Origin of the sequence: Streptomyces sp. SCPE 10 (assembly GCF_051980735.1) — a bacterium.
GTDB classification, from domain to species: Bacteria; Actinomycetota; Actinomycetes; order Streptomycetales; family Streptomycetaceae; genus Streptomyces; species Streptomyces misionensis.
This window is the reverse complement of sequence record NZ_CP197069.1, coordinates 1,005,932-1,027,730: the sequence shown is the minus strand read 5'-3', so window position 1 is coordinate 1,027,730 and position 21,799 is coordinate 1,005,932. Positions and strand designations below refer to the sequence as shown.

Annotated in this window: 23 protein-coding genes; 11 read left to right on the top strand and 12 right to left on the bottom strand. The window is 73.7% G+C overall.

Features of this window, described 5'->3' with window-relative positions; translation table 11 throughout:
* Positions 1-91: 91 nt before the first annotated feature.
* The gene (locus ACSP97_RS04790; RefSeq protein ID WP_440556440.1) at positions 92-1,390 is read left to right on the top strand and encodes a DUF6986 family protein; all 1,299 of its coding nucleotides are present in this window, start codon (positions 92-94) and stop codon (positions 1,388-1,390) included.
* A 45-nt stretch (positions 1,391-1,435) separates the two neighbouring features.
* On the opposite strand, the gene ACSP97_RS04785 is transcribed toward ACSP97_RS04790, so the two are convergent.
* A complete protein-coding gene (locus ACSP97_RS04785; protein WP_355155628.1) occupies positions 1,436-2,170 on the bottom strand; it encodes a hypothetical protein in 735 nt (244 codons plus the stop codon).
* Positions 2,171-2,177: 7 nt separating this feature from the next.
* Entirely contained in the window at positions 2,178-3,263 is a 1,086-nt protein-coding gene (locus tag ACSP97_RS04780; protein WP_355155630.1) for a LacI family DNA-binding transcriptional regulator, read from the bottom strand.
* A gap of 187 nt (positions 3,264-3,450) precedes the next feature.
* Here ACSP97_RS04780 and ACSP97_RS04775 point away from each other — a divergent pair, with 187 nt between their 5' ends.
* A complete protein-coding gene (locus ACSP97_RS04775) occupies positions 3,451-4,398 on the top strand; it encodes an ROK family protein (RefSeq protein ID WP_355532645.1) in 948 nt (315 codons plus the stop codon).
* Between the two features lie 351 nt (positions 4,399-4,749).
* Here ACSP97_RS04775 and ACSP97_RS04770 read toward each other — a convergent pair whose 3' ends face one another.
* A complete protein-coding gene (locus ACSP97_RS04770; protein WP_440556438.1) occupies positions 4,750-5,100 on the bottom strand; it encodes a hypothetical protein in 351 nt (116 codons plus the stop codon).
* A gap of 150 nt (positions 5,101-5,250) precedes the next feature.
* Between ACSP97_RS04770 and ACSP97_RS04765 the strand changes: the two genes are divergently transcribed.
* Complete coding sequence (locus ACSP97_RS04765; protein WP_355155635.1) at positions 5,251-5,445, top strand: hypothetical protein; 195 nt, start codon at positions 5,251-5,253, stop codon at positions 5,443-5,445.
* A gap of 147 nt (positions 5,446-5,592) precedes the next feature.
* Complete coding sequence (locus ACSP97_RS04760) at positions 5,593-6,636, top strand: NUDIX hydrolase (protein WP_355327122.1); 1,044 nt, start codon at positions 5,593-5,595, stop codon at positions 6,634-6,636.
* A 2-nt stretch (positions 6,637-6,638) separates the two neighbouring features.
* Here the strand turns inward: ACSP97_RS04760 and ACSP97_RS04755 are convergent, their stop codons facing one another.
* Positions 6,639-7,388: an MBL fold metallo-hydrolase gene (locus tag ACSP97_RS04755; RefSeq protein ID WP_440556436.1), complete on the bottom strand. Its 750-nt coding sequence runs from the start codon at positions 7,386-7,388 to the stop codon at positions 6,639-6,641.
* A gap of 138 nt (positions 7,389-7,526) precedes the next feature.
* Positions 7,527-8,144, bottom strand: coding sequence for a TetR/AcrR family transcriptional regulator (locus tag ACSP97_RS04750; protein WP_355155641.1), 618 nt, complete (start codon positions 8,142-8,144; stop codon positions 7,527-7,529).
* A gap of 110 nt (positions 8,145-8,254) precedes the next feature.
* On the opposite strand from ACSP97_RS04750, the gene ACSP97_RS04745 reads away from it, so the two are divergent.
* Positions 8,255-9,163 carry a carbon-nitrogen hydrolase family protein gene (locus tag ACSP97_RS04745; protein ID WP_440556434.1) on the top strand — a complete coding sequence of 303 codons (909 nt, stop codon included), beginning with the start codon at positions 8,255-8,257 and terminating at the stop codon, positions 9,161-9,163.
* Entirely contained in the window at positions 9,160-10,515 is a 1,356-nt protein-coding gene (locus ACSP97_RS04740) for an APC family permease (protein WP_440556432.1), read from the top strand. Before ACSP97_RS04745 ends, ACSP97_RS04740 begins: the two co-directional genes overlap by 4 nt.
* Before the next feature lie 255 nt (positions 10,516-10,770).
* Here ACSP97_RS04740 and ACSP97_RS04735 read toward each other — a convergent pair whose 3' ends face one another.
* Complete coding sequence (locus ACSP97_RS04735) at positions 10,771-12,123, bottom strand: dipeptidase (RefSeq protein ID WP_440556430.1); 1,353 nt, start codon at positions 12,121-12,123, stop codon at positions 10,771-10,773.
* A 170-nt stretch (positions 12,124-12,293) separates the two neighbouring features.
* On the opposite strand from ACSP97_RS04735, the gene ACSP97_RS04730 reads away from it, so the two are divergent.
* Positions 12,294-13,562, top strand: coding sequence for a geranylgeranyl reductase family protein (locus ACSP97_RS04730; protein ID WP_440556428.1), 1,269 nt, complete (start codon positions 12,294-12,296; stop codon positions 13,560-13,562).
* On the opposite strand, the gene ACSP97_RS04725 is transcribed toward ACSP97_RS04730, so the two are convergent.
* Complete coding sequence (locus ACSP97_RS04725) at positions 13,552-14,010, bottom strand: nitroreductase family deazaflavin-dependent oxidoreductase (protein ID WP_355532649.1); 459 nt, start codon at positions 14,008-14,010, stop codon at positions 13,552-13,554. The genes ACSP97_RS04730 and ACSP97_RS04725 overlap by 11 nt on opposite strands.
* Before the next feature lie 150 nt (positions 14,011-14,160).
* Between ACSP97_RS04725 and ACSP97_RS04720 the strand changes: the two genes are divergently transcribed.
* Positions 14,161-14,847 carry a TetR/AcrR family transcriptional regulator gene (locus ACSP97_RS04720; protein ID WP_440556426.1) on the top strand — a complete coding sequence of 229 codons (687 nt, stop codon included), beginning with the start codon at positions 14,161-14,163 and terminating at the stop codon, positions 14,845-14,847.
* Positions 14,848-15,133: 286 nt separating this feature from the next.
* A complete protein-coding gene (locus ACSP97_RS04715) occupies positions 15,134-15,529 on the top strand; it encodes a MarR family winged helix-turn-helix transcriptional regulator (protein ID WP_355155653.1) in 396 nt (131 codons plus the stop codon).
* 7 nt (positions 15,530-15,536) lie between these two features.
* Here ACSP97_RS04715 and ACSP97_RS04710 read toward each other — a convergent pair whose 3' ends face one another.
* The 3 genes from ACSP97_RS04710 to ACSP97_RS04700 all read right to left on the bottom strand — a co-directional run bounded on the left by ACSP97_RS04710 (position 15,537) and on the right by ACSP97_RS04700 (position 18,945).
* Entirely contained in the window at positions 15,537-16,289 is a 753-nt protein-coding gene (locus ACSP97_RS04710) for a maleylpyruvate isomerase family mycothiol-dependent enzyme (protein ID WP_440556424.1), read from the bottom strand.
* 41 nt (positions 16,290-16,330) lie between these two features.
* Positions 16,331-17,560: a tryptophan--tRNA ligase gene (gene trpS, locus ACSP97_RS04705; RefSeq protein ID WP_440556423.1), complete on the bottom strand. Its 1,230-nt coding sequence runs from the start codon at positions 17,558-17,560 to the stop codon at positions 16,331-16,333.
* A gap of 221 nt (positions 17,561-17,781) precedes the next feature.
* Positions 17,782-18,945, bottom strand: coding sequence for an MFS transporter (locus tag ACSP97_RS04700; RefSeq protein ID WP_440556421.1), 1,164 nt, complete (start codon positions 18,943-18,945; stop codon positions 17,782-17,784).
* Between the two features lie 152 nt (positions 18,946-19,097).
* On the opposite strand from ACSP97_RS04700, the gene ACSP97_RS04695 reads away from it, so the two are divergent.
* A complete protein-coding gene (locus ACSP97_RS04695; protein ID WP_355327102.1) occupies positions 19,098-19,532 on the top strand; it encodes a nuclear transport factor 2 family protein in 435 nt (144 codons plus the stop codon).
* 179 nt (positions 19,533-19,711) lie between these two features.
* On the opposite strand, the gene ACSP97_RS04690 is transcribed toward ACSP97_RS04695, so the two are convergent.
* Positions 19,712-20,659 (bottom strand): TIGR03564 family F420-dependent LLM class oxidoreductase, encoded by a 948-nt coding sequence (locus ACSP97_RS04690; protein WP_355327099.1) that lies wholly within the window; start codon positions 20,657-20,659, stop codon positions 19,712-19,714.
* Between the two features lie 145 nt (positions 20,660-20,804).
* Between ACSP97_RS04690 and ACSP97_RS04685 the strand changes: the two genes are divergently transcribed.
* Positions 20,805-21,371: a TetR/AcrR family transcriptional regulator gene (locus tag ACSP97_RS04685; RefSeq protein WP_440556419.1), complete on the top strand. Its 567-nt coding sequence runs from the start codon at positions 20,805-20,807 to the stop codon at positions 21,369-21,371.
* Positions 21,372-21,476: 105 nt separating this feature from the next.
* Here the strand turns inward: ACSP97_RS04685 and ACSP97_RS04680 are convergent, their stop codons facing one another.
* Entirely contained in the window at positions 21,477-21,797 is a 321-nt protein-coding gene (locus ACSP97_RS04680; protein ID WP_440556417.1) for an MmyB family transcriptional regulator, read from the bottom strand.
* Between the last annotated feature and the right edge of the window lie 2 nt (positions 21,798-21,799).

The window sequence follows — 21,799 nt, the reverse complement described above, 5'->3', positions numbered from 1 at the left end:
CGCCACGGGGGTGTTGACCAGCGGGAACCACGCCGGATAACTTCATTCTACGGATTGTTGATTCCGTAAAGCGGAAATTGGAGGGTGTGGGATGGGTCAGCAGGAGAAGGTGGCGACAAGCCTCACCGGCGCCGTCGGCGAGGAGATCAGCGCCTTGCTCGCACCGGTCGACGCGGAGCTGGCGCGCCGCTACCCCGGGGACCCCGGCACCCGGCAGCCGGTCCACACCGTCTATGTACCCGGCGACGTCTTCGCCGCCGACACCGTCCGCTCCTGGGGCGACCGGGCGCTGGCCGCGCTGGACGAACACGCCCCGGACGCCGCCTCGTTCGCCTCCGTCCTCGGCCTCGCCGACGATCTCGCCGAGCCGGTCTACTCCCGCGTCCGCGCCAAGCTGGAGCGCGAACCGATCGAGGACCTGCGGGTCGACTTCGAGGACGGCTACGGCCCCCGCCCCGACGCCGAGGAGGACGCGGACGCGGCCCGGGCCGCCCGGCTGATCGCCGAGGCCGCCGCCGACGGCACGGCGGCGCCGTACACGGGCATCCGCATGAAGTGCATGGAGGCCGCGGTGCGCGCACGGGGCATCCGCACGCTCGACGTCTTCCTCACCGGCCTGATGGCGGCGGGCGGTCTGCCCGACGGCCTGGTGCTCACCCTGCCGAAGGTCACCTATCCCGAACAGGTGAGCGCCTTTGTACGGATCCTGGAGACCTTCGAGAAGACGCACGGCCTCGGCGCCGGACGGCTCGGCTTCGAGATCCAGATCGAGACCAGCCAGGCCATCCTCGCCTCCGACGGCACCGCCACCGTCGCCCGGATGATCCAGGCCGCCGAGGGCCGCGCCACCGGACTGCACTACGGCACCTTCGACTACAGCGCCTGCCTGGGCGTCTCCGCCGCCTACCAGGCCAGCGACCACCCGGCCGCCGACCACGCCAAGGCGGTCATGCAGGTCGCCGCCGCGGGCACCGGTGTACGCGTCTCGGACGGCTCCACCAACGTCCTCCCGGTGGGCCCCACCGACCGGGTGCACGACGCCTGGCGGCTGCACTACGGCCTCACCCGCCGCGCCCTCGCCCGCGCCTACTACCAGGGCTGGGACATGCACCCCGGCCACATCCCGACCCGCTACGCGGCCGTCTTCGCCTTCTACCGCGAGGGCTTCGAGCAGGCCGCGGACCGCCTCGCCCGCTACGCGAGCCGCACCGGCGGCGACGTCATGGACGAGCCCGCCACCGCCAAGGCCCTCGGCGGCTATCTGCTGCGCGGCCTGGACTGCGGTGCCCTCGACCCCGCCGAGGTCGAGGAGCGCACCGGGCTGGCCCGCGCCGCCCTCGAGGGCTTCGCGGCGCCCCGGCGCGGCGATCTGACCGCCTCCACGCGGTAGCGGAAGCGGGCCGGTCGCAGATGCGCAGTAGTGGAAGCGGGCCGGTCACAGATGGCGTTCCAGCCCGGACGCCGTCACCCAGTCCCGTTCGGCGAACAGCCGGGTGCCCCGCGCGCACAGCCCGGCATCCCGGCGCGCCCGCGCGCTGAACTCCTCCGGGGTGGCTCCGAACAGCTCCCGCAACTCGGCGCAGGCTCCGAGGAGTTCGGCGAGCAGCGGGCGCTGCCCCGGATGGGCGCGGGGCGCTCCGGTGCCGTCGCGCAGCACCCCGCGCCGGTTGACGTAGGCGTGCACGCCCGGCAGCGCGACCCCGTCGGCCAGTTCGACCCGCACGTCCGGCGCGGGCAGCCAGGCCCGCCGGAAGTTGCCGCCCGGCAGCGGCACCCCCTCGCCGGCGTCGATCACGTCCAGCTGCCGCCGGTCCAGCCAGAGGACGAACAGCCCCACCGCCTCGCCGGGCGACTCGACCGGCGAGGCCGAGACGTAGCCCATGCGGCTGACGTGCGCGGAGACCCCCACGCGGAGGCCGGTCACGGTGGCCAGCACCATCGGCACGGGGGCGGAGCCCAGCCCGAACTCGGCCAGTTTGTGCCGCAGTTGGCCAGGGCAGGCGTTGGAGCCGACCGCGAGCAGCGGCGACCGGTCCGCGTACACCAGCCGCTGTGGCGGCAGCCACCGGTCGCCGTGCAGCACCCCGGAGGCGGCGGGCCACGCGCCCGGGTACGTCAGCGGGTCCTCGCGCGGCACCCCGGCGAGTCCCAGCTCCTCCAGCGTGGCCATGGGCGCCTCAGCGGGCCGGGGGCAGCTCGCCCGAGCCGCGCTCGACCAGCCGGGTGGGCAGCTCGATCCGCTCCGGCGCGACGAACCCGCCGTCCAGCTGCCGGAAGAGCCGCTCGGCCGCCGTACGGCCGAGGGCCGCCGCGTCCTGCGCGACGACCGTGACGCCGGGCCGCAGCAGGTCGGCCAGCTCGAAGTCGTCGAACCCGACCAGCGCCACCTGCCGGGACTGCTCGGCGAGGACCCGGACCACGGTGACCGTCACCCGGTTGTTGCCCGTGAAGATCGCGGTGACCGGATCGGGCCCGGACAGCATCTCCAGCGCCGCCGTGCGCACCCGCTCCGGGACCGTCACCCCGAGCGACATCCAGCGGTCCTCGACCGGTATCCCGGCGTCCTCCATGGCCGCCCGGTACCCACGCAGCCGCTCCGCCGCGGTGTGGATGCGGGGCATGTCGCCGATGAACCCGATCCGGCGGTGGCCGTGCGCGATCAAGTGCGCCACGCCGTCGCGGGCCCCGCCGAAGTTGTCCGACAGCACCACGTCGGCGTCGATCCGCCCGGCCGGACGGTCCACGAACACCGTGGCCACGCCCGCCCGGATCTCCGGCTCCAGATAACGGTGGTCGCCGCCGGCCGGGATCACCACCAGACCGTCCACCCGCCGCGCGCACAGCGCCAGCGCCAACTCCCGCTCGCGCTCCGGGTCCTCGGCGCTGGAACCGTTGATCAGCAGCGCGCCGTGCGAGCGGGCGACCTCCTCCACCGCACGGCTCAGCGGGCCGTAGAAGGGGTCCGCCAGATCCTCCAGGACGAGTCCTATGCTCGCCGTGCGGCCCTTGCGCAGCACCCGCGCGCTGTCGTTGCGGCGGAAGCCCAGGGCGTCGATGGCCTCCTGCACGCGGCGCTCGGTGTCCGGGGTGACCCCGGGCTCGCCGTTGACCACCCGCGACACCGTCTTCAGCCCCACTCCGGCGCGCGCCGCCACGTCCTTCATCGTCGGGCGGTTGCCGTACCGGTTCCCGGGGAAGCGTTCTGCGCGGCGGGTCGTCTCGGGCACGATGCGCTGTCCTGTCCTGTCGTCCGTGTTCCCCATGGGGGTGATGCGACGGCCCATGGGCTGATATGAGGATGTGGCGTCGAGCATAGAGCCTGGACAACGTTGTCAGGTGCGCGAGAGACTGTGCACCGCTTTTCGCGGGCCCGCACCCCCACCCCCTCCGCCACGGCCGGCCCGCCCGACCTCAGCTCTTTCGATCGTTCAACGGGGAGATCCGACTCTGATGCGCACCGACCTCGTGGCAGCCCTGGACATCGGCGGCACCAAGATCGCCGGCGGACTGGTGGACGGCCGCGGACTGATCCTGGAGCGGGCGCAGCGCGCCACGCCCGCCCGGCAAGACGGCGAGACGGTGATGCGGGCCGTCGAGGAGGTGCTCGCCGACCTCGCCGCGTCGTCCGCGTGGGGGAACGTCCGCTCGGTCGGCATCGGCAGCGCGGGCCCGGTGGACGCCGCCGCGGGCACCGTCAGCCCCGTGAACGTGCCGGGCTGGCGGGGCTTCCCGCTGGTCGAGCGGGTACGCACGGCCACCGGCGGGCTGCCGGTCGAGCTGATCGGCGACGGGGTGGCGATCACCGCGGCCGAGCACTGGCAGGGCGCCGCCCGCGGCCACGACAACGCGCTGTGCATGGTGGTCTCCACGGGCGTGGGCGGCGGCCTGGTGCTCGACGGGCGGCTGCACCCGGGGCCGACCGGCAACGCCGGCCACATCGGCCACATCAGCGTCGACCTCGACGGCGATCCCTGCCCGTGCGGCTCGCGCGGCTGCGTGGAGCGCATCGCCAGCGGGCCCAACATCGCCCGCCGTGCCCTGGACCAGGGCTGGCTCCCGGGCCCGGACGGCGACGCCTCGGCCGCCGCGGTGGCCGCCGCCGCCCGGTCGGGCGACCCGGTCGCCACGGCCTCCTTCGAGCGGGCCGCGCGGGCCCTGGCCGCCGGCATCGCCGCCACCGCGACGCTGGTCGAGATCGACATCGCGGTGATCGGCGGCGGCGTCGGCAACGCGGGCGACGTCCTCTTCACGCCCCTGCGCAAGGCGCTCACCGACTACGCCACCCTGTCCTTCGTACGGCAACTGACGGTCGTACCCGCGCAGATGGGCACCGACGCGGGCCTGGTCGGCGCCGCGGCGGCCGCGCTGCTGCGGGGTCCGGGGGCGGCGCGGCTCTAGCTGTTCACCGGCGGCGGGGGCGGGGGCGGCGGGGCGGCGGCTCGGCCGGCGCCGGTCGAGCCGCGCGGCAGCACGCGGTCCTCTTGCTGCGGTCGGCTCGCCCGCTTCCGGGGCTCGTCGGCTTCGGTCGGTTCACCGTCGCCGTCGCAGACCCGGCCCCACCCGGCCAGGCGGGCGGGGCGGGCAGGGGGAGTGCGGGCCCGTCGGCGGGGAGCCGGCCGAGGAGGCGGTGGCCCTCGCCGGTGACCGCCGGGCACGCGGCCGACACCGTCCCCCCAGGGCCCAGGAGACGTACCGGTCCGGCCGCCGGCCGGTGTGCGACGAGTGTCCGGTCGCGCCCGCTCCGGTGGTTCACCGGAACTCGTGCACGACCTCGATCGGCCCCACGATGTGCCGGTTGAACTCCGCCAACTCGTCGGCGGGCACCCACAGTTCGAGGATGGTCTCGCCGCCGGCCCGGCGTACCGGGTAGCGGCGGAGGAACTCGGCGTCGACATCGAAGCGCGTCACGAATCCCGCGCCGTCGTGCCGCACGTTCCAGTCCCGGGCGATCCGGATCGCGTAGTCCTCGTTGAGCACCGGGTAGAAGATCGGCTGTTCCGGCAGCCGGGGCGGCCACGCCCGCCACTCCAGCTCGCGCACCAGCTCCAGTTCCTTGGGGCCGGTGGGGCGCCAGAGGGTGGTGGGGCGGGCGCGGGTCATGGTCTCCCTCTTCCGGTGGGCCGGCCCGGGCTCGGGCGCGCGGGTCGGGACCCCGGACGGTACCGGCGCACCCGGCACCGCGGCCAGGGGATTTCGGTGTTCCGGCGGTATCCGCGTGACCCCCGGGCGGTTCGCGCAGTTGATCGGCGTATGAAGAAGCGCAGCATCCTCGCCCTCGCCTCCCTCGCCACCGGTTTCGTCGTGGCCGCCGTCACCCCGTCCCACGCGGCGGACCGGGGCCCGCTCGACGACCTCAACGTCTCCGGCACCCTGCACTCGGCCGGCGACCTGGTCAGCCACGAGAGTTTCGCGCCCGCCGACGCCCCGGCCGCCGACCAGGAGTAGCGGGGCCGCCGTACCCCTTCGAGAGCGCGTGCCGGCGTCCTGTCACGGGGCCCCGGCACGCGCTTTACCGTGCCCTCACCGGGACGGGGTTTCCGTGGCAGGGTGGAACGGGCAAGCCTCAGGGGGCCAACAGAAGAGGGGGAGTCCGTGACCGTCGTCTGGATCAACGGCGCGTTCGGTGCGGGAAAGACCACGACCGCACGGGAACTGATCGAACTGATCCCGCACAGCACGCTCTTCGACCCCGAGGTCATCGGCGGGTCGCTCACGCACCTGCTGCCGCCCAAACACCTCGCCGAGGTCGGCGACTACCAGGACCTGCCGATCTGGCGCCGGCTCGTGGTCGACACGGCGGCCGCGATGCTCGCCGAGCTGGGCGGCACCCTCGTGGTGCCGATGACCCTGCTGCGCCAGGAGTACCGCGACGAGATCTTCGGCGGCCTCGCCGCCCGCCGCATCCCCGTACGGCACTTGCTCCTCGCCCCGGCCGAAACGATCCTGCGTGAACGGATAGCCGGGCGGGAGGTACCGCCCGACCCGCCCGACGGCGAGATACGGGTCCGCCAGTGGTCCTACGACCACATCGAGCCGTACCACGCCGCCCTCGCCTCCTGGCTCACCGCCGACGCCCATCTCGTCGACACCAGCGCGCTGACCCCCTACGAGACCGCCGTACGGATCGCGGCCGCCCTCGGCGGCGGGGACCTCGCCCCCTGTGACATCGTGCAGACCCCCGAGCCCACCGCGGAGACCCTCGCCGCCGGGGTGCTGCTCTTCGACGAGCGGGACCGGGTGCTGCTCGTGGACCCCACCTACAAGCCCGGCTGGGAGTTCCCCGGCGGTGTGGTGGAACGGGGCGAGGCCCCGGCCCGCGCGGGCATGCGGGAGGTCGCCGAGGAGACCGGGATACGGATGGGGGAGGTGCCCCGGCTGCTCGTGGTGGACTGGGAACGGCCCGTGCCGCCCGGCTACGGCGGGCTCCGGCTGCTGTTCGACGGCGGCCGGCTGACCTCCGACGAGGCCTCCGGGGTGCTGCTGCCGGGCCCGGAGCTACGGGCCTGGCGCTTCGCCACCGAACAGGAGGCCGCGAACATGCTGCCGCCGGTGCGCTACGAGCGCCTGCGCTGGGCCCTGCGCGCCCGCGAGCGCGGCACCGTGCTGTACCTGGAGGCAGGGGTGCCGGTCGGCTGACGTCAGGGGGCGGCCGTCGCACCGCGCAGCGCCGCGGCGGCGCCCCTCGGCACCGGGTCGCCATGGCCGAAGCAGGCCACCTCGGCACCCAGCTCCGCCAAGTGCCGTACGGAATCGAGGAGCCGGGACCCGTCGAGGTTGAACACGCCCGGAACCACCGGGGGGTTCACCGAGTCCGCGGTCACCGTGCCGCCGGCGGACAGGACGCCCTCAGGGGGCAGTGAGGCCGCGGTGTCGCCGGTGAACAGAACGCCCTCGGCGGGCAGGAAGAGCGCGATGCTGCCGTCCGTGTGCCCGGGGACGTGCACCACCCGGGCGCCGCCGCCGAAGTCGAGCACCTCGCCGTCCGTCACGTCCAGGACCGAGGGCGGCGGCAGCGGTGTGCCCTTCGGCAGGCGCCCGAGGACCTCGGCCCGGATCGGCCGCTCCCACTCCTCCAGGCGCGGGGGCGGCCCGGGGAGTTCGCCCCGCACGAACGGCGCGTCGAGCCGGTGGGCCAGCACCTGCGCGCCGCTCAGCTCGGCGAACTCGCCCGCGCCGCCCGCGTGGTCCTCGTGGAAGTGGGTCAGCACGATGCGCCGTACGTCCTCGGGCGCGTGCCCCAGTGCCCTGACCGCCTCGGCGATCAATGGCCCCGAGCCGATCGGGCCCGCGTCGACGAGCGTCAACTCCTCGCCGTCACGCCAGAGATAGGCCTGGCCGACCGGGAAGCGCAGCAGATGCAACCGGGGAAGAAGCTCGATCACGTCCATGCCCCGACCGTAGGCGGGGACAGGTGCGGGAGCGAGCCCACTCCGCCGTCGGCGGAAGGCGTCCGCCCAGGGCGGAAGCCACGCGGCGGGACTTGTCGGCGGTTCCGCCTTCCGGTCGGCCTGCCGACTGGCCGGTCCTCAGCCGGCCGCGTCCGCCCCGAAGGCCGGGTTGCCCGTCACCAGGCGGGCGTGGGCGAGCAGGCGCGCCTCGATCCGGGCCGCCGTCGTGGTGCGCACCAGCAGATCCATGGCATAGCCGTCCTCGAGCGCGACGAAGGACCGGCCCACCTCCCAGGCGTCCGCGGCGAGCTGGAACTCGCCGCGGTCCCGGCCGTGTTCGAGGACCTGCCGGTACAGGTCGGTCTGCTGCTCGAAGAAGAGCCGGTGCGCCTGGGCGGCCGCGTCGTTGCGCAGCGCGAGCGGGAAGAGTTCGAACAGCAGCCGGGTGCTCTCCTCGCCCTCTCCCGGCCAGGGCACCCCGCTGCGGATGCAGGCCCGTAGCTGCTCCACCGGCCCCTCGGCCGCCGCGATCGCCTCCCTGCGGGTGCCGAAATAGGTCGCGGCGCCGTGCTCGAACACCGCCGAGAAGAGTTCTTGCAGGTCGGGGTAGTAGTAGAGCACCGAGGCCGGGGTGATTCCCGCCTCGGCGGCCACGTCCCTCAGCTTGACCGTCGTCGCTCCGACACGGACGACGGCCCGCCCGGCGGCGTCGATCAGCTGGGCGCGCCGTTCCACCTGGTTCCTCGGTCGGGGCATGGTCCACATGCTCGCACACGCGGTTTTCCCCGCCTCCGACCCATTGACCCCCTCCAGATTCGTTAACTAAATTTCGTTTAACTAATCCGACCCACACAGCTTGGTGCTCCATGTCGCGTCCCCTCCCCCTCGTCCTCGCCCAGGCCGCCCAGCGCCCCGCCGACGATCTGGACGGCTTCGCCGCCGACGTCGCCCGGCGCGTCCGGGGCCTGCTCGCGCAGCCCCTGGTCGTCTATCCCGAGCTGCACCTCGGCGGCGGGCCGGGCGGCTCCGACCTGCCCCCCGCGGAACTGCCGGAGGCCACCGCCGAACCGCTCGACGGCCCCCGTGACACCGCCCTCGCCCGGATCGCCGCCGACCTCGGCGTGTGGCTGGCCCCGGGCAGCTTCTTCGAACGCGGCGCCGACGGCCGTATCCACAACACCGCCGCGGTGTACTCGCCGGGCGGCGAGCGCGTCGCCTCCTACCGGAAGATCTTCCCCTGGCGGCCGTACGAGACCGCGGTCCCCGGCGGCGAGTTCGTCGTCTTCGACATGCCCGGCACCGGCCGCGTCGGCCTGTCGATCTGCTACGACGCCTGGTTCCCGGAGACCAGCCGCCACCTGGCCTGGATGGGCGCCGAGCTGGTGCTCAACTTCGTGCAGACCGGCACCAGCGACCGGGCCCAGGAGATCGTCCTCGCCCGGGCCAACTCCATCGTCAACCAGGTGTTCACCGCCAGCGTCAACTGCGCCGCCCCGGTGGGCGCCGGGCGCAGCCTGCTGGTCGACCCCTCCGGCCAGGTACGCTCGCAGGCCCCGGCCGACGGCGACACCACCCTGACCGACGTGATCGACCTGGACGAGGTGACCAACATCCGGCGGTTCGGCACCGCCGCCCTGAACCGCCCCTGGGAGCAGTTCCGGCCGGACGACCGGCCCCTGGACCTGCCCCTCTACCAAGGGCGCATCGACCCCGCCACCTGGCGCGGCCGCACCCGTACCGGCTCCGGCCCCGTCCCCGCGGAGAGCACACCATGACCGATCAGCCCACCCGGATGAGAGGCGACCTCGGCCTCCTGTCCATCGTCCTGTTCGGCCTCGCCTACATGGCCCCGGCGGTCGTCACCTCCACCTTCGGCGTCATCGCGGTCACCAGCCGGGGCACCGCCCCCACCGCCTACCTGGTGGCCACCGGCGCCATGCTGCTGACCGGTCTGAGCTACGCCAAGATGGCCCGGATCATCCCGTCCTCGGGTTCCGTGTACACCTACGCGCGGCGCATGCTCGACTCCCGCGTCGGCTTCCTGGCCGGCTGGGCGATGCTCCTGGACTACCTCTTCCTGCCGATGGTCGCCTTCCTGGTACAGGCGATCTATCTGCACGCGCAGTACCCGTCGGTGCCGGAGTGGCTCTGGCTGGTGATCAACATCGTGCTCGCCACGGCGGTCAACGTCATCGGCCTCAAGGTGGCCGACAAGGTCAACAAGACCCTGCTGATCGCCGTCACCGGCTGTCTGCTCGTCCTCCTGGTGCTCTGCGTCCGCTACGGCCTCGGACACGGCGGCGGCGCGGCGGCCGGACACGCCCTCTGGAACAGCGCCGCCAGTGTCTCCGCGGTCACCGCGGCGGCGGCCGTGGCCGCCTACGCCTTCCTCGGCTTCGACGCCGTCAGCACGCTCAGCGAGGAGGCGAAGGACCCGCGGCGCACCATCCCGCGCGGCATCGTCCTCACCGTACTGGCGGGCGGCGTGATCTTCGTGACGCTCTCCTTCGTGATGCAGTGGGCCCATCCCGGGGGCGCCTTCGCGGACGAGTCCTCGGCCGGGTACGCGGTCTCCACGCTCGTCGGCGGCAAGAACTTCGCGGACGTCGCGAACATCGTCTCCATGCTCGGCGGGTTCGCCTCGTGCGTGGCCATCCAGGCCAGCACCAGCCGGCTGATGTTCGTCATGGGACGCGACAACGTCCTTCCCCGTCCCGTCTTCGGCCGCCTGCACGCCAAGCTGCTCACGCCGGTGCCGAACGTGCTGATCGTGGGCGCGGTCGCCCTGCTGGCGACGAGGCTGACGCTGGCCGACGCCACCTCCTTCATCAACTTCGGCGCCTTCCTCGGCTTCACCCTGGTCAACGTGTGCGTCATCGCCCACGCCGTACGCCAGTGGCGCTCCGCGAGCCGTCCCCCGCTGTTCGGTTTCCTGGTCCTGCCGCTGGCCGGGGCCGCCGTGGACGTCTATCTGATCACCCAGCTGGGGCCCACCGCGACCCGGCTGGGACTGGCCTGGCTCGTCCTCGGCGCCGTCTACCTGGCCGTCCTCACCAAGGGCTTCCGCCGCCCCGCGCCCGAACTCAGGCTCGGCGACAAGGAGCCGACAGCGGCCACCGCCCCCTAGCGCGCGCCGGACGCGCGCCGGAAGCCGGACGGTCTGCGGGCAAGGCCCACAAGGTCCCCTGCCCGCCCGCCGGAGCATGTTCTCCACGCGCTGCTGACCCGCCGCCACCTCGGCGGCGTCCCGGCCCTGTGCCCGGCGCCGTGCGCCGTACGGCCGAGCGGCGGCGCCGATACGGTCAGGCCGTAAGAGCCACAGGACTGCGGCCACCGGGCGGGGAGCTGTGCGCCCCCGCCGGCCCGGTGTTCCGCGGTCGGTTCAGCTCGAGTAGTTGCGCAGGAACAGGGCCTCGGCCACCGACAGCCGCTCCAGTTCCTCGGGCGAGACGCTCTCGTTCACCGCGTGGATCTGGGCCTCCGGCTCGCTCAGGCCGATCAGCAGGATCTCCGCCTGCGGGTAGAGCCCGGCGAGGGTGTTGCACAGCGGGATGGAGCCGCCCTGGCCCGCGTACTGCATGGTCTCGCCCGGGTAGGCGACGGCCATCGCCTCGGCCATCGCCCGGTAGGCCGGGCTGGTCGGGTCGGCGCGGAACGGCTGGCCCTGGCCGATCTGCTCCACCGTGACGCGGGCGCCCCACGGGGTGTGCGCCTCGATGTGCGCCGTCAGCAGCTTCGTCGCCTCCGTCGCGTCCACGCCCGGCGGCACCCGCAGGCTGATCAGCGCGCGGGCGGCGGCCTGCACCGAGGGGGTGGCGCCGACGACCGGCGGGCAGTCGATGCCCATGACGGTAACGGCAGGGCGGGCCCACAGCCGGTCGGCGACCGAACCGGAGCCGGTGAGCTCCACGCCCTCCAGTACCTTGGCGTCCGCGCGGAACTGCTCCTCGGTGTACTCCAGGCCGTTCCAGGTGGCCGACGCGTCGAGACCGTCGACGGTGGTGGAACCGTCCTCCGCGCGCAGCGAGTCCAGCACCCGGATCAGCGCGGCCAGCGCGTCCGGGGCGGCACCGCCGAACTGCCCCGAGTGCAGGTTGCCCGCGAGGGTGTCGACGCTCACCCGCACCAGGGTCATGCCGCGCAGGATCGTGGTGACCGTCGGCAGGCCCACCCGGAAGTTGCCCGCGTCACCGATCACGATGGTGTCGGCCGTCAGCAGGTCCGGGTGCTGCTCGGCGTAGCGCTCCAGGCCGCCGGTGCCCTGCTCCTCCGAGCCCTCCACGATCACCTTGACGTTCACCGGGACGCCGCCGTTCGCCTTGAGCGCGCGCAGCGCGAGCAGGTGCATGATCACACCGCCCTTGCAGTCCGCGGCCCCCCGGCCGTACCAACGGCCGTCGCGCTCGGTCAGCTCGAACGGCGGAGTGTCCCAGCCCGTCTCGTCCAGCGGCGGCTGGACGTCGTAGTGCGCATAGAGAAGAACCGTTTTGGCGCCCTCGGGGCCCGGCAGGTAGCCGTACACCGACTGGGTGCCGTCGGGGGTGTCGAGCAGGGCGACGTCGACGAAGCCCTCGGCACGCAACGCGTCGGCGACCCAGCTCGCGGCGGCCTCGCTCTCGCTCTTCGGGAACTGCTCGAAGTCCGCCACGGACCGGAAGGCGACCAGCTCGGTCAGCTCCGCCTTGGCCCGGGGCAGCAGAGAGGCGACGGTCTCGGCGACCGGATTCGACGACATGGGCACGCTCCTCGTAGGTGCGACGGTGTCCTGCTGAGTGCTCCGATCCTCCCACAGCGGCGCTCGCGGCCGACGGCCGTAGGATGCGGGATACATCGGGTTACCCCCCGCTCGCGGGATGTCGTGGGCGTGGGGGAGCGGCAGCGGCTTGATCGGAGCAGTAGACCATCGTGAGCGGCGAGAACTCTTCGGCGGACGACGTGCAGCATGTGTGGGACGTCGTCGTGGTGGGCGCGGGACCCGCGGGGGCCTCGGCCGCCTACGCGGCGGCGGTCGCGGGGCGGCGCGTCCTGTTGCTGGAGAAAGCCGAGTTGCCCCGTTACAAAACCTGCGGCGGCGGCATCATCGGCCCCTCGCGGGACGCCCTGCCGCCCGGCTTCGAGCTGCCGCTGCGGGACCGGGTGCACGCGGTCACCTTCTCCCACAACGGGCGCTTCACCCGCACCCGCCGCTCCAAGCAGATGCTGTTCGGGCTGATCAACCGGCCCGAGTTCGACCAGCAACTGGTCGAGCACGCCCAGAAGGCGGGCGCCGAACTGCGCACCGGCGTCACGGTGCAGCGCGTCGAGCAGCACGGCTCGGCGGTGCCCGACCGGCGTACGGTCGCCGTCGTGCTCCAGGGCGGGGAGACCGTGCTGGCCCACGCGGTCGTCGGCGCGGACGGCAGCGCCAGCCGGATAGGCGCCCACGTGGGCGTGAAGCTGGACCAGGTGGACCTCGGCCTGGAGGCGGAGATCCCGGTCCCCGAGCCGGTCGCCGAGGACTGGAAGGGCCGGGTGCTCATCGACTGGGGCCCCATGCCCGGCAGTTACGGCTGGGTGTTCCCCAAGGGCGACACCCTGACGGTCGGGGTGATCTCCGCCCGCGGCCAGGGCGCGGCGACCAAGCGCTACCTGGAGGACTTCATCGCCCGGCTGGGCCTGGCCGGCTTCGAACCGGCCGTCTCCTCGGGGCACTTGACCCGCTGCCGGGCCGACGACTCGCCGCTCTCCCGCGGCCGGGTCCTGGTCTGCGGTGACGCGGCCGGTCTGCTCGAACCGTGGACCCGCGAGGGCATCTCCTTCGCGCTGCGCTCGGGCCGGCTGGCCGGCGAGTGGGCGGTGCGCATCGCCGAGGCGCACGACGCGGTCGACACCCGCCGCCAGGCCCTGAACTACGCCTTCGCCGTCAAGGCCGGGCTCGGCGTCGAGATGAGCGTCGGCAAGCGCCTGCTGGCGGCGTTCGAGCGGCGGCCCGGCCTCTTCCACGCGGCCCTCACCGGCTTCCGCCCGGCGTGGAACGCGTTCCGGAACATCACCCGGGGCGCCACCACCCTCGGCGAGCTGGTCCGTTCCCACCCGCTCGCCCAGCGGGCCCTGACCGCGCTGGACCCGGGCCCGGCCCGGTCGGCGCGGGCCGCGGAGCCGGCCAAGGGCGAGGAGGAGTCCGTCACTTCGTGACGGTGATGCGGAAGACGGGGTGGTCGGGGGCGCAGGCGACGAGCTCCTCGTCCGACGACTTGGCGGTCACCCCGTCGAAGTACTGGTCGACCTCCCAGCCCCACTTCTCCAGGTAGGTCCGCAGGACCGGGAGCTTCTCGGCGTCGGGAAGCTCCACCGCGGTGAACGTGCGCACCTTGCGGCCGACACGCAGTTCACCGCCGCCCGCGGCGCGCATGTTGCGCACCCACTGCGAGTGGCCGCGCGCCGAGACCAGGTACTGCCCGCCGTCACAGGTGTGCGGGTTGACCGGGATGCGCTGCATCCTGCCGCTCTTGCGACCCCGCACGGACATCTCGGCGGTGCCCGCGAGGCTGAGCCCGTGCCGGGCGAGCCAGCCGATCACGCCGTTCAGGCGCACGTTCATCGGGCTGCCCTTGAGGTAGTACGGCGAAGACGAAGACGACATGGTGACCCCCACGGCCGGATTCCGGAGCAGTGCTCTTGCTTCGCCATCAGTCTGGGGCAGATCAGTGCTCCATTGCAAGAGCGGTGCTCTGCTTTTGGTTCGGTGCTCCTTTTTGTGTGCACCGATCTCGGTCGTGGCAGACTACGGAGCATGACCACTGCGCAGGGCGCCCGTGCACGGGCCAGGAACGAGGTAACCGCGGCCATCAAGGAGGAGGCTCGCAGGCAACTGGCGGCCGAGGGCGCCGCCAAGCTCTCCCTGCGGGCCGTCGCCCGCGAGCTGGGCATGGTGTCCAGCGCGCTCTACCGGTACTTCCCCAGCCGCGACGACCTGCTGACCGCCCTGATCATCGACGCGTACGACGCCCTCGGCGCCGCCGCGGAGAAGGCGCGCGACACCGCCGCGGACGCCGCTCCCACGGCCCGCTTCACGGCCGTCTGCGAGGCGGTGCGGCGCTGGGCGCTCGACCACCCGCACGAGTACGCGCTGATCTACGGCTCGCCCGTGCCCGGTTACGCCGCCCCCGAGACCACCATCCCGTCCGCCGCCCGCACCGGTCTGGTGCTCATCGGCATCGTCCGCGACGCCCACCAGGGCCCCGGCCTCGCCGACATCCGGCTGCCCGACGCGCTGCGTCCCGAGGCCGAGCGCATGGCCGCCGACCTCGCCCCCGATCTGCCCCCCGAGGCGGCCGCCGCCCTCATCGCCGCCTGGGCCCAGGTGTTCGGCCTGGTGAGCTTCGAACTGTTCGGCCAGTTCCACAAGGTGGTCGAGGACCGGGAGCGGTTCTTCCGGCACGCGGCGACGGAGCTGGCGCGGGGAGTGGGGCTGCGCTAGATGTATTGACCCGCAGCGTTGTTCACGCGGCTGATGGGTGGCTTGCCTCCGAGTGCGGTGTGGCAGCGGTGGTGGTTGTAGGTGTGCACACCGAGGCCATCGGCCGGCCGGAGGGCGCGGAGGACCGCGTCACCGACACCGTCGTCCGGCGCGTCACCGGCCGGCCCCGGGCTCCTTCCGGGCCCTCCCGGAGCGGGAGGCGCCGGGGACCGGCTGACGGGCCGGCGCACCGGGCGGGCCGGGGTCACGGGTTTTTACCCAACCATGGTGCTGCTACGGTGCGTTGATGGCGCCGAAGACGGACGAGCAGGCCCTTGTGGAACGGTGGCGGGACATTCGCGCCCTGCACGCCAGGACCCAGTGCGAACTGGACCGGACGCTACAGGCCCACGGCCTGTGCGCCAGCGACTTCGAGGTCCTCGACCTGCTGGCCCAGAGCGGGGGAGTGGCTCGCCGGGCCCACCGCATCCAGAAGATCTCCGAGCGCGTGCACCTCACCCAGAGCGCGCTGTCCCGGCTCATCGGCCGCCTGGAGAAAGAGGGGTTGGTGGAGCGGGCCATGTGCGCGGAGGACCGGCGGGGCGTGCGGGTGGCCCTCACCGCGAAGGGCCGCGCGCTGCACGCGGAGATACGGCCGGTGCAGCGCGCGGTGCTGGCCCGGATGCTGGCCGAGACCGACTGACGAGACGTCAGATACCGGACGTCTCCCGCCACCGGGCGGCGAGCGAACGGTCCCCGGTGACCCGCGGCACCGGTTCGCGGTTCCACAGCGCCAGGTACAACCGGTCGGCGGGGCCGCAGAGTTCGGCGTCCGCGTCGCCGGCCGTCCCCCGGGTCGCCACCGGCGCGGCGTGCGCGGTGAGCCGTACGGTCCACACCGCGTCCCGTGTTCCGTCGGCCGCGTCCGTCGCGCGGACCCGCAGCACCTTCGGCTCCGGCGTCCGCACCCGGCTCCGGGACCGGGCGTGGAAGCCGAGCAGCAACTCGTCGATGCCGTCCGCCGCGAAGCCCGCGTCGACCGGGGAGGGCGCCCCGCCCCGGGCCGCCTCGGCGTCGTACCGGTGCACGGTCGTCTCGTGCGCCTGCCGCCTCGTCCAGAACGCCAGGGGCGAGAGGCCCGGCAGCGGCAGGAAGGTCCAGCACTCCAGGTCGGCGGGGGCGGCGGCCAGGGTGTCCATCAAATGCCGGTGGCTGTCGGCGTACCAGGCGACCAGCTCGGCCCCGTCGAGGTCCGGCGCCTCGCTCATGGGCCGGGGCTCGCGCCGTCCCTCGGCGACGAAGGCCGCGGCCCACCGGTGGACGGCGCCCGTGTGCCGCAGCAGATCGCGCACCTGCCAGTCGGGGCAGGTCGGCACCTTGGCGTCGGTACCGGCCCGCGCGGCGGCCGCGGCGAGCGACCGGCCCTCGCGGTCGAGGGTTTCGAGGAAGTCGGCAGTCTCCATGGGGCGAGTGTGCCCGAGCGTGCCTCGCCGGGACCACGGTCTCAGTAGTCGCCGTTCATCGCGGCGCGCACCTCGGCGAGGGTGGCGTCGGCCACGGCGTTGGCCCGCTCGTTGCCCTCGCGCAGGATGCGGCGGATCTGGGCGCGGTCCCGGGCGTACTCGGCCCGGCGCGCGCGGATCGGCGCCAGGTACTCGTTGACCGCCTCCGTCACGGTCTTCTTCAGCGCCGCCGCGCCCGCGGAACCGATGTCGCCTGCCACCTCCTCGGGCGTCCGGCCCTGGCACAGCGCCGCGAGCAGCAGCAGCGAGGCGACCTCGGGGCGGCCCGCCGGGTCGTAGGTGATGTGCCGCTCGGAATCGGTCTTGGCGCCCTTGAGCAGCCGCGCGGTCTCGTCGGCGCCGGCGGCCAGGGTGATGGCGTTGCCCCGGCTCTTGCTCATCTTGGTGCCGTCCGTGCCGAGCAGCAGCGGGGCGCTCGACAGCAGGGCCTCGGGCCGGGGGAAGACCGAACCGCCTTGGCCGTAGCGGTCGTTGAAGCGGCGGGCGATGGTGCGGGTGATCTCCAGGTGGGGGAGCTGGTCCTGGCCGACGGGGACCAGGTTGGCCTTGCAGAAGAGGATGTCGGCGGCCTGGTGCACGGGATAGGTGAACATCAGCCCGCTGACGGCGGACTGGCGGGAGTGCGCGATCTCGTCCTTGACGGTGGGGTTGCGGTTGAGCTCGGCGACGGAGACGAGGCTGAGGAAGGGCAGCATCAGCTGGTTGAGCGCGGGGACGGCGCTGTGCGTGAAGATCGTGCTGCGCTCCGGGTCCACGCCGATGGCGAGGTGGTCGAGGACCAGTTCCTCGACGTGTCCCTTGAGGTCGTCCGCGACGTCCCGGTCGGTCAGCACCTGGTAGTCCGCGACGATCACGAACAGTTCCACGCCGAGGTTCTGCAACCGGACCCGGTTGTGCAGGGTGCCGAAGTAGTGGCCGAGGTGGAGTCTGCCGGTGGGCCGGTCGCCGGTCAGCACCCGGAACCGCCCCGGGGCCTCGACGATCAGCTTCTCCAGCTCCGCGCTGCGGATCCGCGCGGCGGACGCCCCGAGCGCGGCGGACGCCCCGAGCGCGGCGGACGCCCCGAGCGCGTCGGACGCCCCGAGCGCGTCGGACGCCCCGAGCGCGGCGGACGCCCCGAGCGCGTCGGACGCCTCGGGTGCCCCGGCGGGCCCGGGCACCGCGGCGGTCCCGGTGCGCGCGGCCGGTGCGGTCTGCGGGTGGGTGTTCATGCGGTCTCCTGGTGGTGGGTCGGCAGGGCCGTCGCGGACGGCCGGACCCCTGGCTCCCAGGGACACGGAAAAGGGCCGTCCATGACGAACGGCCCCGGTTCATGCCTGTGTGGCGGCCGCTCCTAGGAGGAGCGCCACCAGGACAGACACGACGAAAGATGCATGCGCGCAGTGTACCGGGGCTCGGCCGCGCCCTGCCAGGCGCGGTCCTCCCCGACGGCTCAGCCGTTCATCACGCGGCGCGTCGCGACCCCGATCGCGGCGGCCACGGCGGCCAGCGCGGCCACGCTGGTCAGCGCGGTGGGCAGGGAGAACCAGTCGGCCATGAAGCCGATCGTGGGCGGCCCCAGCAGCATGCCGCCGTACCCCAGGGTGGAGGCGACGGCGACCCCGGAGGGCCCGGCCAGGGCGCCCGCCCGCTCCACGGCGACCGGAAAGAGATTGGCGAGCCCCAGCCCGGTGACGGCGAAGCCGGCCAGCGCCGCCCAGACCGACGGCGCGAGCGAGCCGAGCAGCATGCCCGCGGTCGCCACGGAGCCCCCGGCGATCACCGTGCGGGCCCGGCCGAGGCGCGCCAGCAGCGCCGACCCGGTGAGCCGGCCGACGGTCATGGCCAGCGCGAAGCAGGCGTACCCGGCCGCCGCCGTGCCCGCGGACGCGGTCAGGTCCTGCTTGAGGTGGAGGGCGCCCCAGTCGGCCATGGCGCCCTCGCCGTACGCGGTGCACAGGGCGACCAGCCCGAAGACGACGACGAGCCCTCGCCGGCCGCCGCGCGGTGCCCGACCCTCCCCGGCCTCCGGCGGCCTCGCGCGGTCCGCCGCGGGAGGTTCGTGCCGCAGCAGGGCGCGTCCGGCGACGGCGGTGACCAGCAGTCCGACCACGGTGATCCCGAGCAGGTGCCGGGTGGGGGAGAGGTGTGCGGCGACCAGTCCGCCGAGCCCCGCGCCGACCATGCCGCCGAGGCTGAACGCGGCGTGGAAACTGGGCATGATGGGCCGGCGCACGGCGGCGACGAGATCGACGGCCGCGCTGTTGAACGCGACGTTCACGCCCCCGTAGGCCGCGCCGAAGAGCAGCAGGACGGCGCCGAGCGCGGCCACGGAACGGGTCAGCGGCGGCAGCGCGACGCTCAGCGCCAGGACGGTCATGCAGACCACGGTCACCGGATGGCTGCCGTAGCGCCGGCACAGGCGGCCGGTCACGGTCATGGTGAGCACGGCCCCCGCGGACACTCCGAGCAGGGCGAGCCCGAGGGCTCCGGCGGAGGCGTGGGTCTGGTGCTTGATGTCCGGGATGCGCACCACCCAGCCCGAGAAGATGAACCCGTCCAAGGCGAAGAACGCGGTGATCGCGACCCGCAGCCCGACGAGTTCCCGGCCCGGCACGGCACTGTGCGTTCGGGTTTTGTTTATTAGCGGCACAAAATCAGCGTAGGGTGGGCCGGGGAGCGGGGCAAGGGGGTAGGGCCGCCGACGGCCGGGATGGTCAGGACCCGCTCCTCGGTGTGCGGTGGACCCGGGTCGTACCCTCACGTGTCATGAGCGCAGCCGCGGACACGTCCGCAGTCACGAACCTGATCGCACGGTACGCGGAGTTGGTCGACGCCGGTGACTTCGCGGGGGTCGGGGCGTTGTTCGCCGACGCCGTGTTCATCGGGAGCGGTGGTCCGGTACGGGGGAGCGAGGGCGTCGAGAGGATGCTCCGGGACACCGTGATCCTGTACGAGGACGGCACGCCGCGTACCCACCACGCCACGACCAATGTCGCCGTGGAGGTGGACGCGGCGGCGGGCACCGCCGCCGCGCGCTCCTACGTCACCGTATTCCAGGCCCTGCCCGGTCTGCCGTTGCAGCCCATCGCCGCCGGCCGCTACGCCGACCGCTTCCAACTCCGGGACGGGCGATGGCGGTTCGTGGAGCGGCGGGTGCGCATCCATCTGGTGGGGGAGGTGAGCGGGCACCTGCGCGGTTAGGTCCAGCGTGCCGTGCGTCCCGGCCGCCGAACGGGCCGAACGCGCCCGCGTCCGCGGCGAGAAGCGCGTCCGCCGGGGTGCGCCCCCCTCGCCGCGGTCCGGCCCGGCGAACCTCCCGGGACAGCACACACCTACGGCTCGCCGGACCGGCCTGCCCGGGTGACCGGTCCGGTCCCGGCTCACAGGCGCCGGGCGATGTTCCAGGTCCGTACGCGCTCCTCCCGCTCGAAGAGGTCGGTGTGGGTGAGCATGACCTCGGTGGCCCCGGCGTCGAAATAGCGTTGCAACCCGGCGGCGACGACCTCCTCGTCACCGGCGATCAGCAGGTCCGCCGCGTGCGACAGGCCCTCGGCGGTGATCACCTTCCGGTAGGACGGGATGCTGTCGTAGAAACCGAGGGCGGCCGACACCCGGTCGCGGGCCGTCGCGGCATCGTCGGTGACCACCGCGGGCACCCCGGCCACGATCTGCGGGGCCGGCCGCCCGGCCGCGGCGGCGGCCTCGGTGACGGCCGGCACGATCCGTTCGGCGAGCGTGCGCGGCCCGGCGAGGAACGGAATCGTCCCGTCGGCCAACTCCCCGGCAGCCGCCAGGGCCCGCGGCCCCATCGCCGCCACCAGGACCGGGACCGCCGGGGAAGCCCCGGCCACAGCGGTCGAGCCGACCGGACGGGACACCAGCGTCTCCCCTTCGAAGACGGTGTCGTCGCCGTCCAGCAGCGGGCGCAGCGCGGTGAGGTACTCGCGCAGGTGCCGGATCTGCGGCGGGTACGCCAGGCCGAACTGCGGCTCGAGTACGCTGCGTGCCCCGAGCCCGACGCCGAGCCGGAACCGCCCCGCGGTGGCTGCCTGCGCCGTCTTCGCCGCCGCCGCGAGCAGCAGGGGATGGCGGGGGTACATCGGCACGACCGACGTGCCGACGTGCACCCGGGGCTCCGCCCGCCCCACCAGCGCGGCGAGTTGGGGCGCGTCGTAGTCCGACGCCTGCCCGAACCACACGGTGTGCAGGCCCGCGTCGGCGACCTCGTGCGCGAGGTCCACAGCCCGGTCCACGAGGTTGGTCGTTCCGGTTGCCTGCGCGAACGTGCCTCCCAGAAACACTCCGGCCCGCTGTCCGGCAGCGTCCATCACGAACTCCTCCGTCCGATTCCCGTCCGCGAGGCGCGTCCTCCGCCCGGGAGGCGGCCCTGCCCCGCGGCACCAGAGTCATTGCAGGTGCTCAAATCACCGTACACGTTGATTGCAGAGCCTGTAATCACTACTCTGCAGTGCCATGGGACGATGGCCGGGCGGTACGCAGGAACGGCTCCAGGAAGCCGCGATCGAGTTGTTCACCGAGCGCGGCTACGAACGTACGACGGTCGCCGAGATCGCGACGCGGGCCGGGCTGACCGAGCGCACCTTCTACAACCACTTCGCCGACAAACGCGAGGTGCTCTTCCCCGGTCAGGACGTGTTCGTCGCCGGGATCCGCGAAGCGGTGACCGCCGCGCCCCCCGAGCAGTCCCCGCTCGACGCGGTCCTCGCGGCCTTCACCGCCGGCAGTGACTGGTTCGACCGGCACCGGGAGGCGGCGCTGCGCCGCAGGCAGTTCCTCGACGCACATGCCGATCTGCGGGAACGCGAACGGGCGAAGGCGGCAGCCCTGGGCGAGGCGATCGCCGACGCCCTGCACGCGCGGGGTCTGCCCGATCCGGCGGCCACGCTGACCGCCGCCGTCTGTGTCGCCGCACACCAACTCGCCGCAGCCCGGTGGCTGGCCGACCCGGAGCAGGGCACGTTCGGGCACCACCTGCGCGCGGGTTTCGAGGACCTGCGCCGCACCGCACGCACCTGGTAGTGCCAACCGGCCGCGGATCGGCACGCCCCTGGTCGGCGGCGGTGTGCGCGGTGGCCGGCTGCGGCGCCACGGCAGGCCGTGGGCGGCCTGTGCTCCCAGGACGGGTCAGCAGGGCGAGGCCATCGGCGTCGAGGATCCCGGCGGCGCGCTGAACAGGGCGCGGTGCCGGTCACGGTCGGCGAGGCTGAGCGTGTCGCAGGCGACGGTCACCTCCCCCACGGCCGGATGGCGGAAGGCCTTCGTGAGCGTCGGTGCGGCCTCCCCGTCCTGCCGTTCCCAGAGCCGGGCGAAGTCCCGGCCGGCCGCGGCCAGTTCGCCGACGAGGCCGGTCACCGCGGGATCGGCGGGATAGCGGGCGAGAGCGGCGCGGAGCTGCGCCACGACGCCCGGCCGGAACTCGGCGGCGTCGGAGACCCCGTGGAGCACGC

What these genes read in the sequence shown, in the direction of transcription:
- ACSP97_RS04740 (WP_440556432.1), top strand. Translation starts at nt 9,160, where the DNA reads ATGACCGATCAGCCCACCCGGATGAGAGGCGACCTCGGCCTCCTGTCC.
- ACSP97_RS04710 (WP_440556424.1), bottom strand. Translation starts at nt 16,289, where the DNA reads ATGGAGACTGCCGACTTCCTCGAAACCCTCGACCGCGAGGGCCGGTCG.
- ACSP97_RS04725 (WP_355532649.1), bottom strand. Translation starts at nt 14,010, where the DNA reads ATGTCGTCTTCGTCTTCGCCGTACTACCTCAAGGGCAGCCCGATGAAC.
- ACSP97_RS04735 (WP_440556430.1), bottom strand. Translation starts at nt 12,123, where the DNA reads ATGTCGTCGAATCCGGTCGCCGAGACCGTCGCCTCTCTGCTGCCCCGG.
- ACSP97_RS04690 (WP_355327099.1), bottom strand. Translation starts at nt 20,659, where the DNA reads ATGGACGCTGCCGGACAGCGGGCCGGAGTGTTTCTGGGAGGCACGTTC.
- ACSP97_RS04745 (WP_440556434.1), top strand. Translation starts at nt 8,255, where the DNA reads ATGTCGCGTCCCCTCCCCCTCGTCCTCGCCCAGGCCGCCCAGCGCCCC.
- ACSP97_RS04755 (WP_440556436.1), bottom strand. Translation starts at nt 7,388, where the DNA reads ATGGACGTGATCGAGCTTCTTCCCCGGTTGCATCTGCTGCGCTTCCCG.
- ACSP97_RS04780 (WP_355155630.1), bottom strand. Translation starts at nt 3,263, where the DNA reads ATGGGGAACACGGACGACAGGACAGGACAGCGCATCGTGCCCGAGACG.
- ACSP97_RS04765 (WP_355155635.1), top strand. Translation starts at nt 5,251, where the DNA reads ATGAAGAAGCGCAGCATCCTCGCCCTCGCCTCCCTCGCCACCGGTTTC.
- ACSP97_RS04750 (WP_355155641.1), bottom strand. Translation starts at nt 8,144, where the DNA reads ATGCCCCGACCGAGGAACCAGGTGGAACGGCGCGCCCAGCTGATCGAC.
- ACSP97_RS04715 (WP_355155653.1), top strand. Translation starts at nt 15,134, where the DNA reads ATGGCGCCGAAGACGGACGAGCAGGCCCTTGTGGAACGGTGGCGGGAC.
- trpS (WP_440556423.1), bottom strand. Translation starts at nt 17,560, where the DNA reads ATGAACACCCACCCGCAGACCGCACCGGCCGCGCGCACCGGGACCGCC.
- ACSP97_RS04770 (WP_440556438.1), bottom strand. Translation starts at nt 5,100, where the DNA reads ATGACCCGCGCCCGCCCCACCACCCTCTGGCGCCCCACCGGCCCCAAG.
- ACSP97_RS04685 (WP_440556419.1), top strand. Translation starts at nt 20,805, where the DNA reads ATGGGACGATGGCCGGGCGGTACGCAGGAACGGCTCCAGGAAGCCGCG.
- ACSP97_RS04695 (WP_355327102.1), top strand. Translation starts at nt 19,098, where the DNA reads ATGAGCGCAGCCGCGGACACGTCCGCAGTCACGAACCTGATCGCACGG.
- ACSP97_RS04790 (WP_440556440.1), top strand. Translation starts at nt 92, where the DNA reads ATGGGTCAGCAGGAGAAGGTGGCGACAAGCCTCACCGGCGCCGTCGGC.
- ACSP97_RS04720 (WP_440556426.1), top strand. Translation starts at nt 14,161, where the DNA reads ATGACCACTGCGCAGGGCGCCCGTGCACGGGCCAGGAACGAGGTAACC.
- ACSP97_RS04785 (WP_355155628.1), bottom strand. Translation starts at nt 2,170, where the DNA reads ATGGCCACGCTGGAGGAGCTGGGACTCGCCGGGGTGCCGCGCGAGGAC.
- ACSP97_RS04775 (WP_355532645.1), top strand. Translation starts at nt 3,451, where the DNA reads ATGCGCACCGACCTCGTGGCAGCCCTGGACATCGGCGGCACCAAGATC.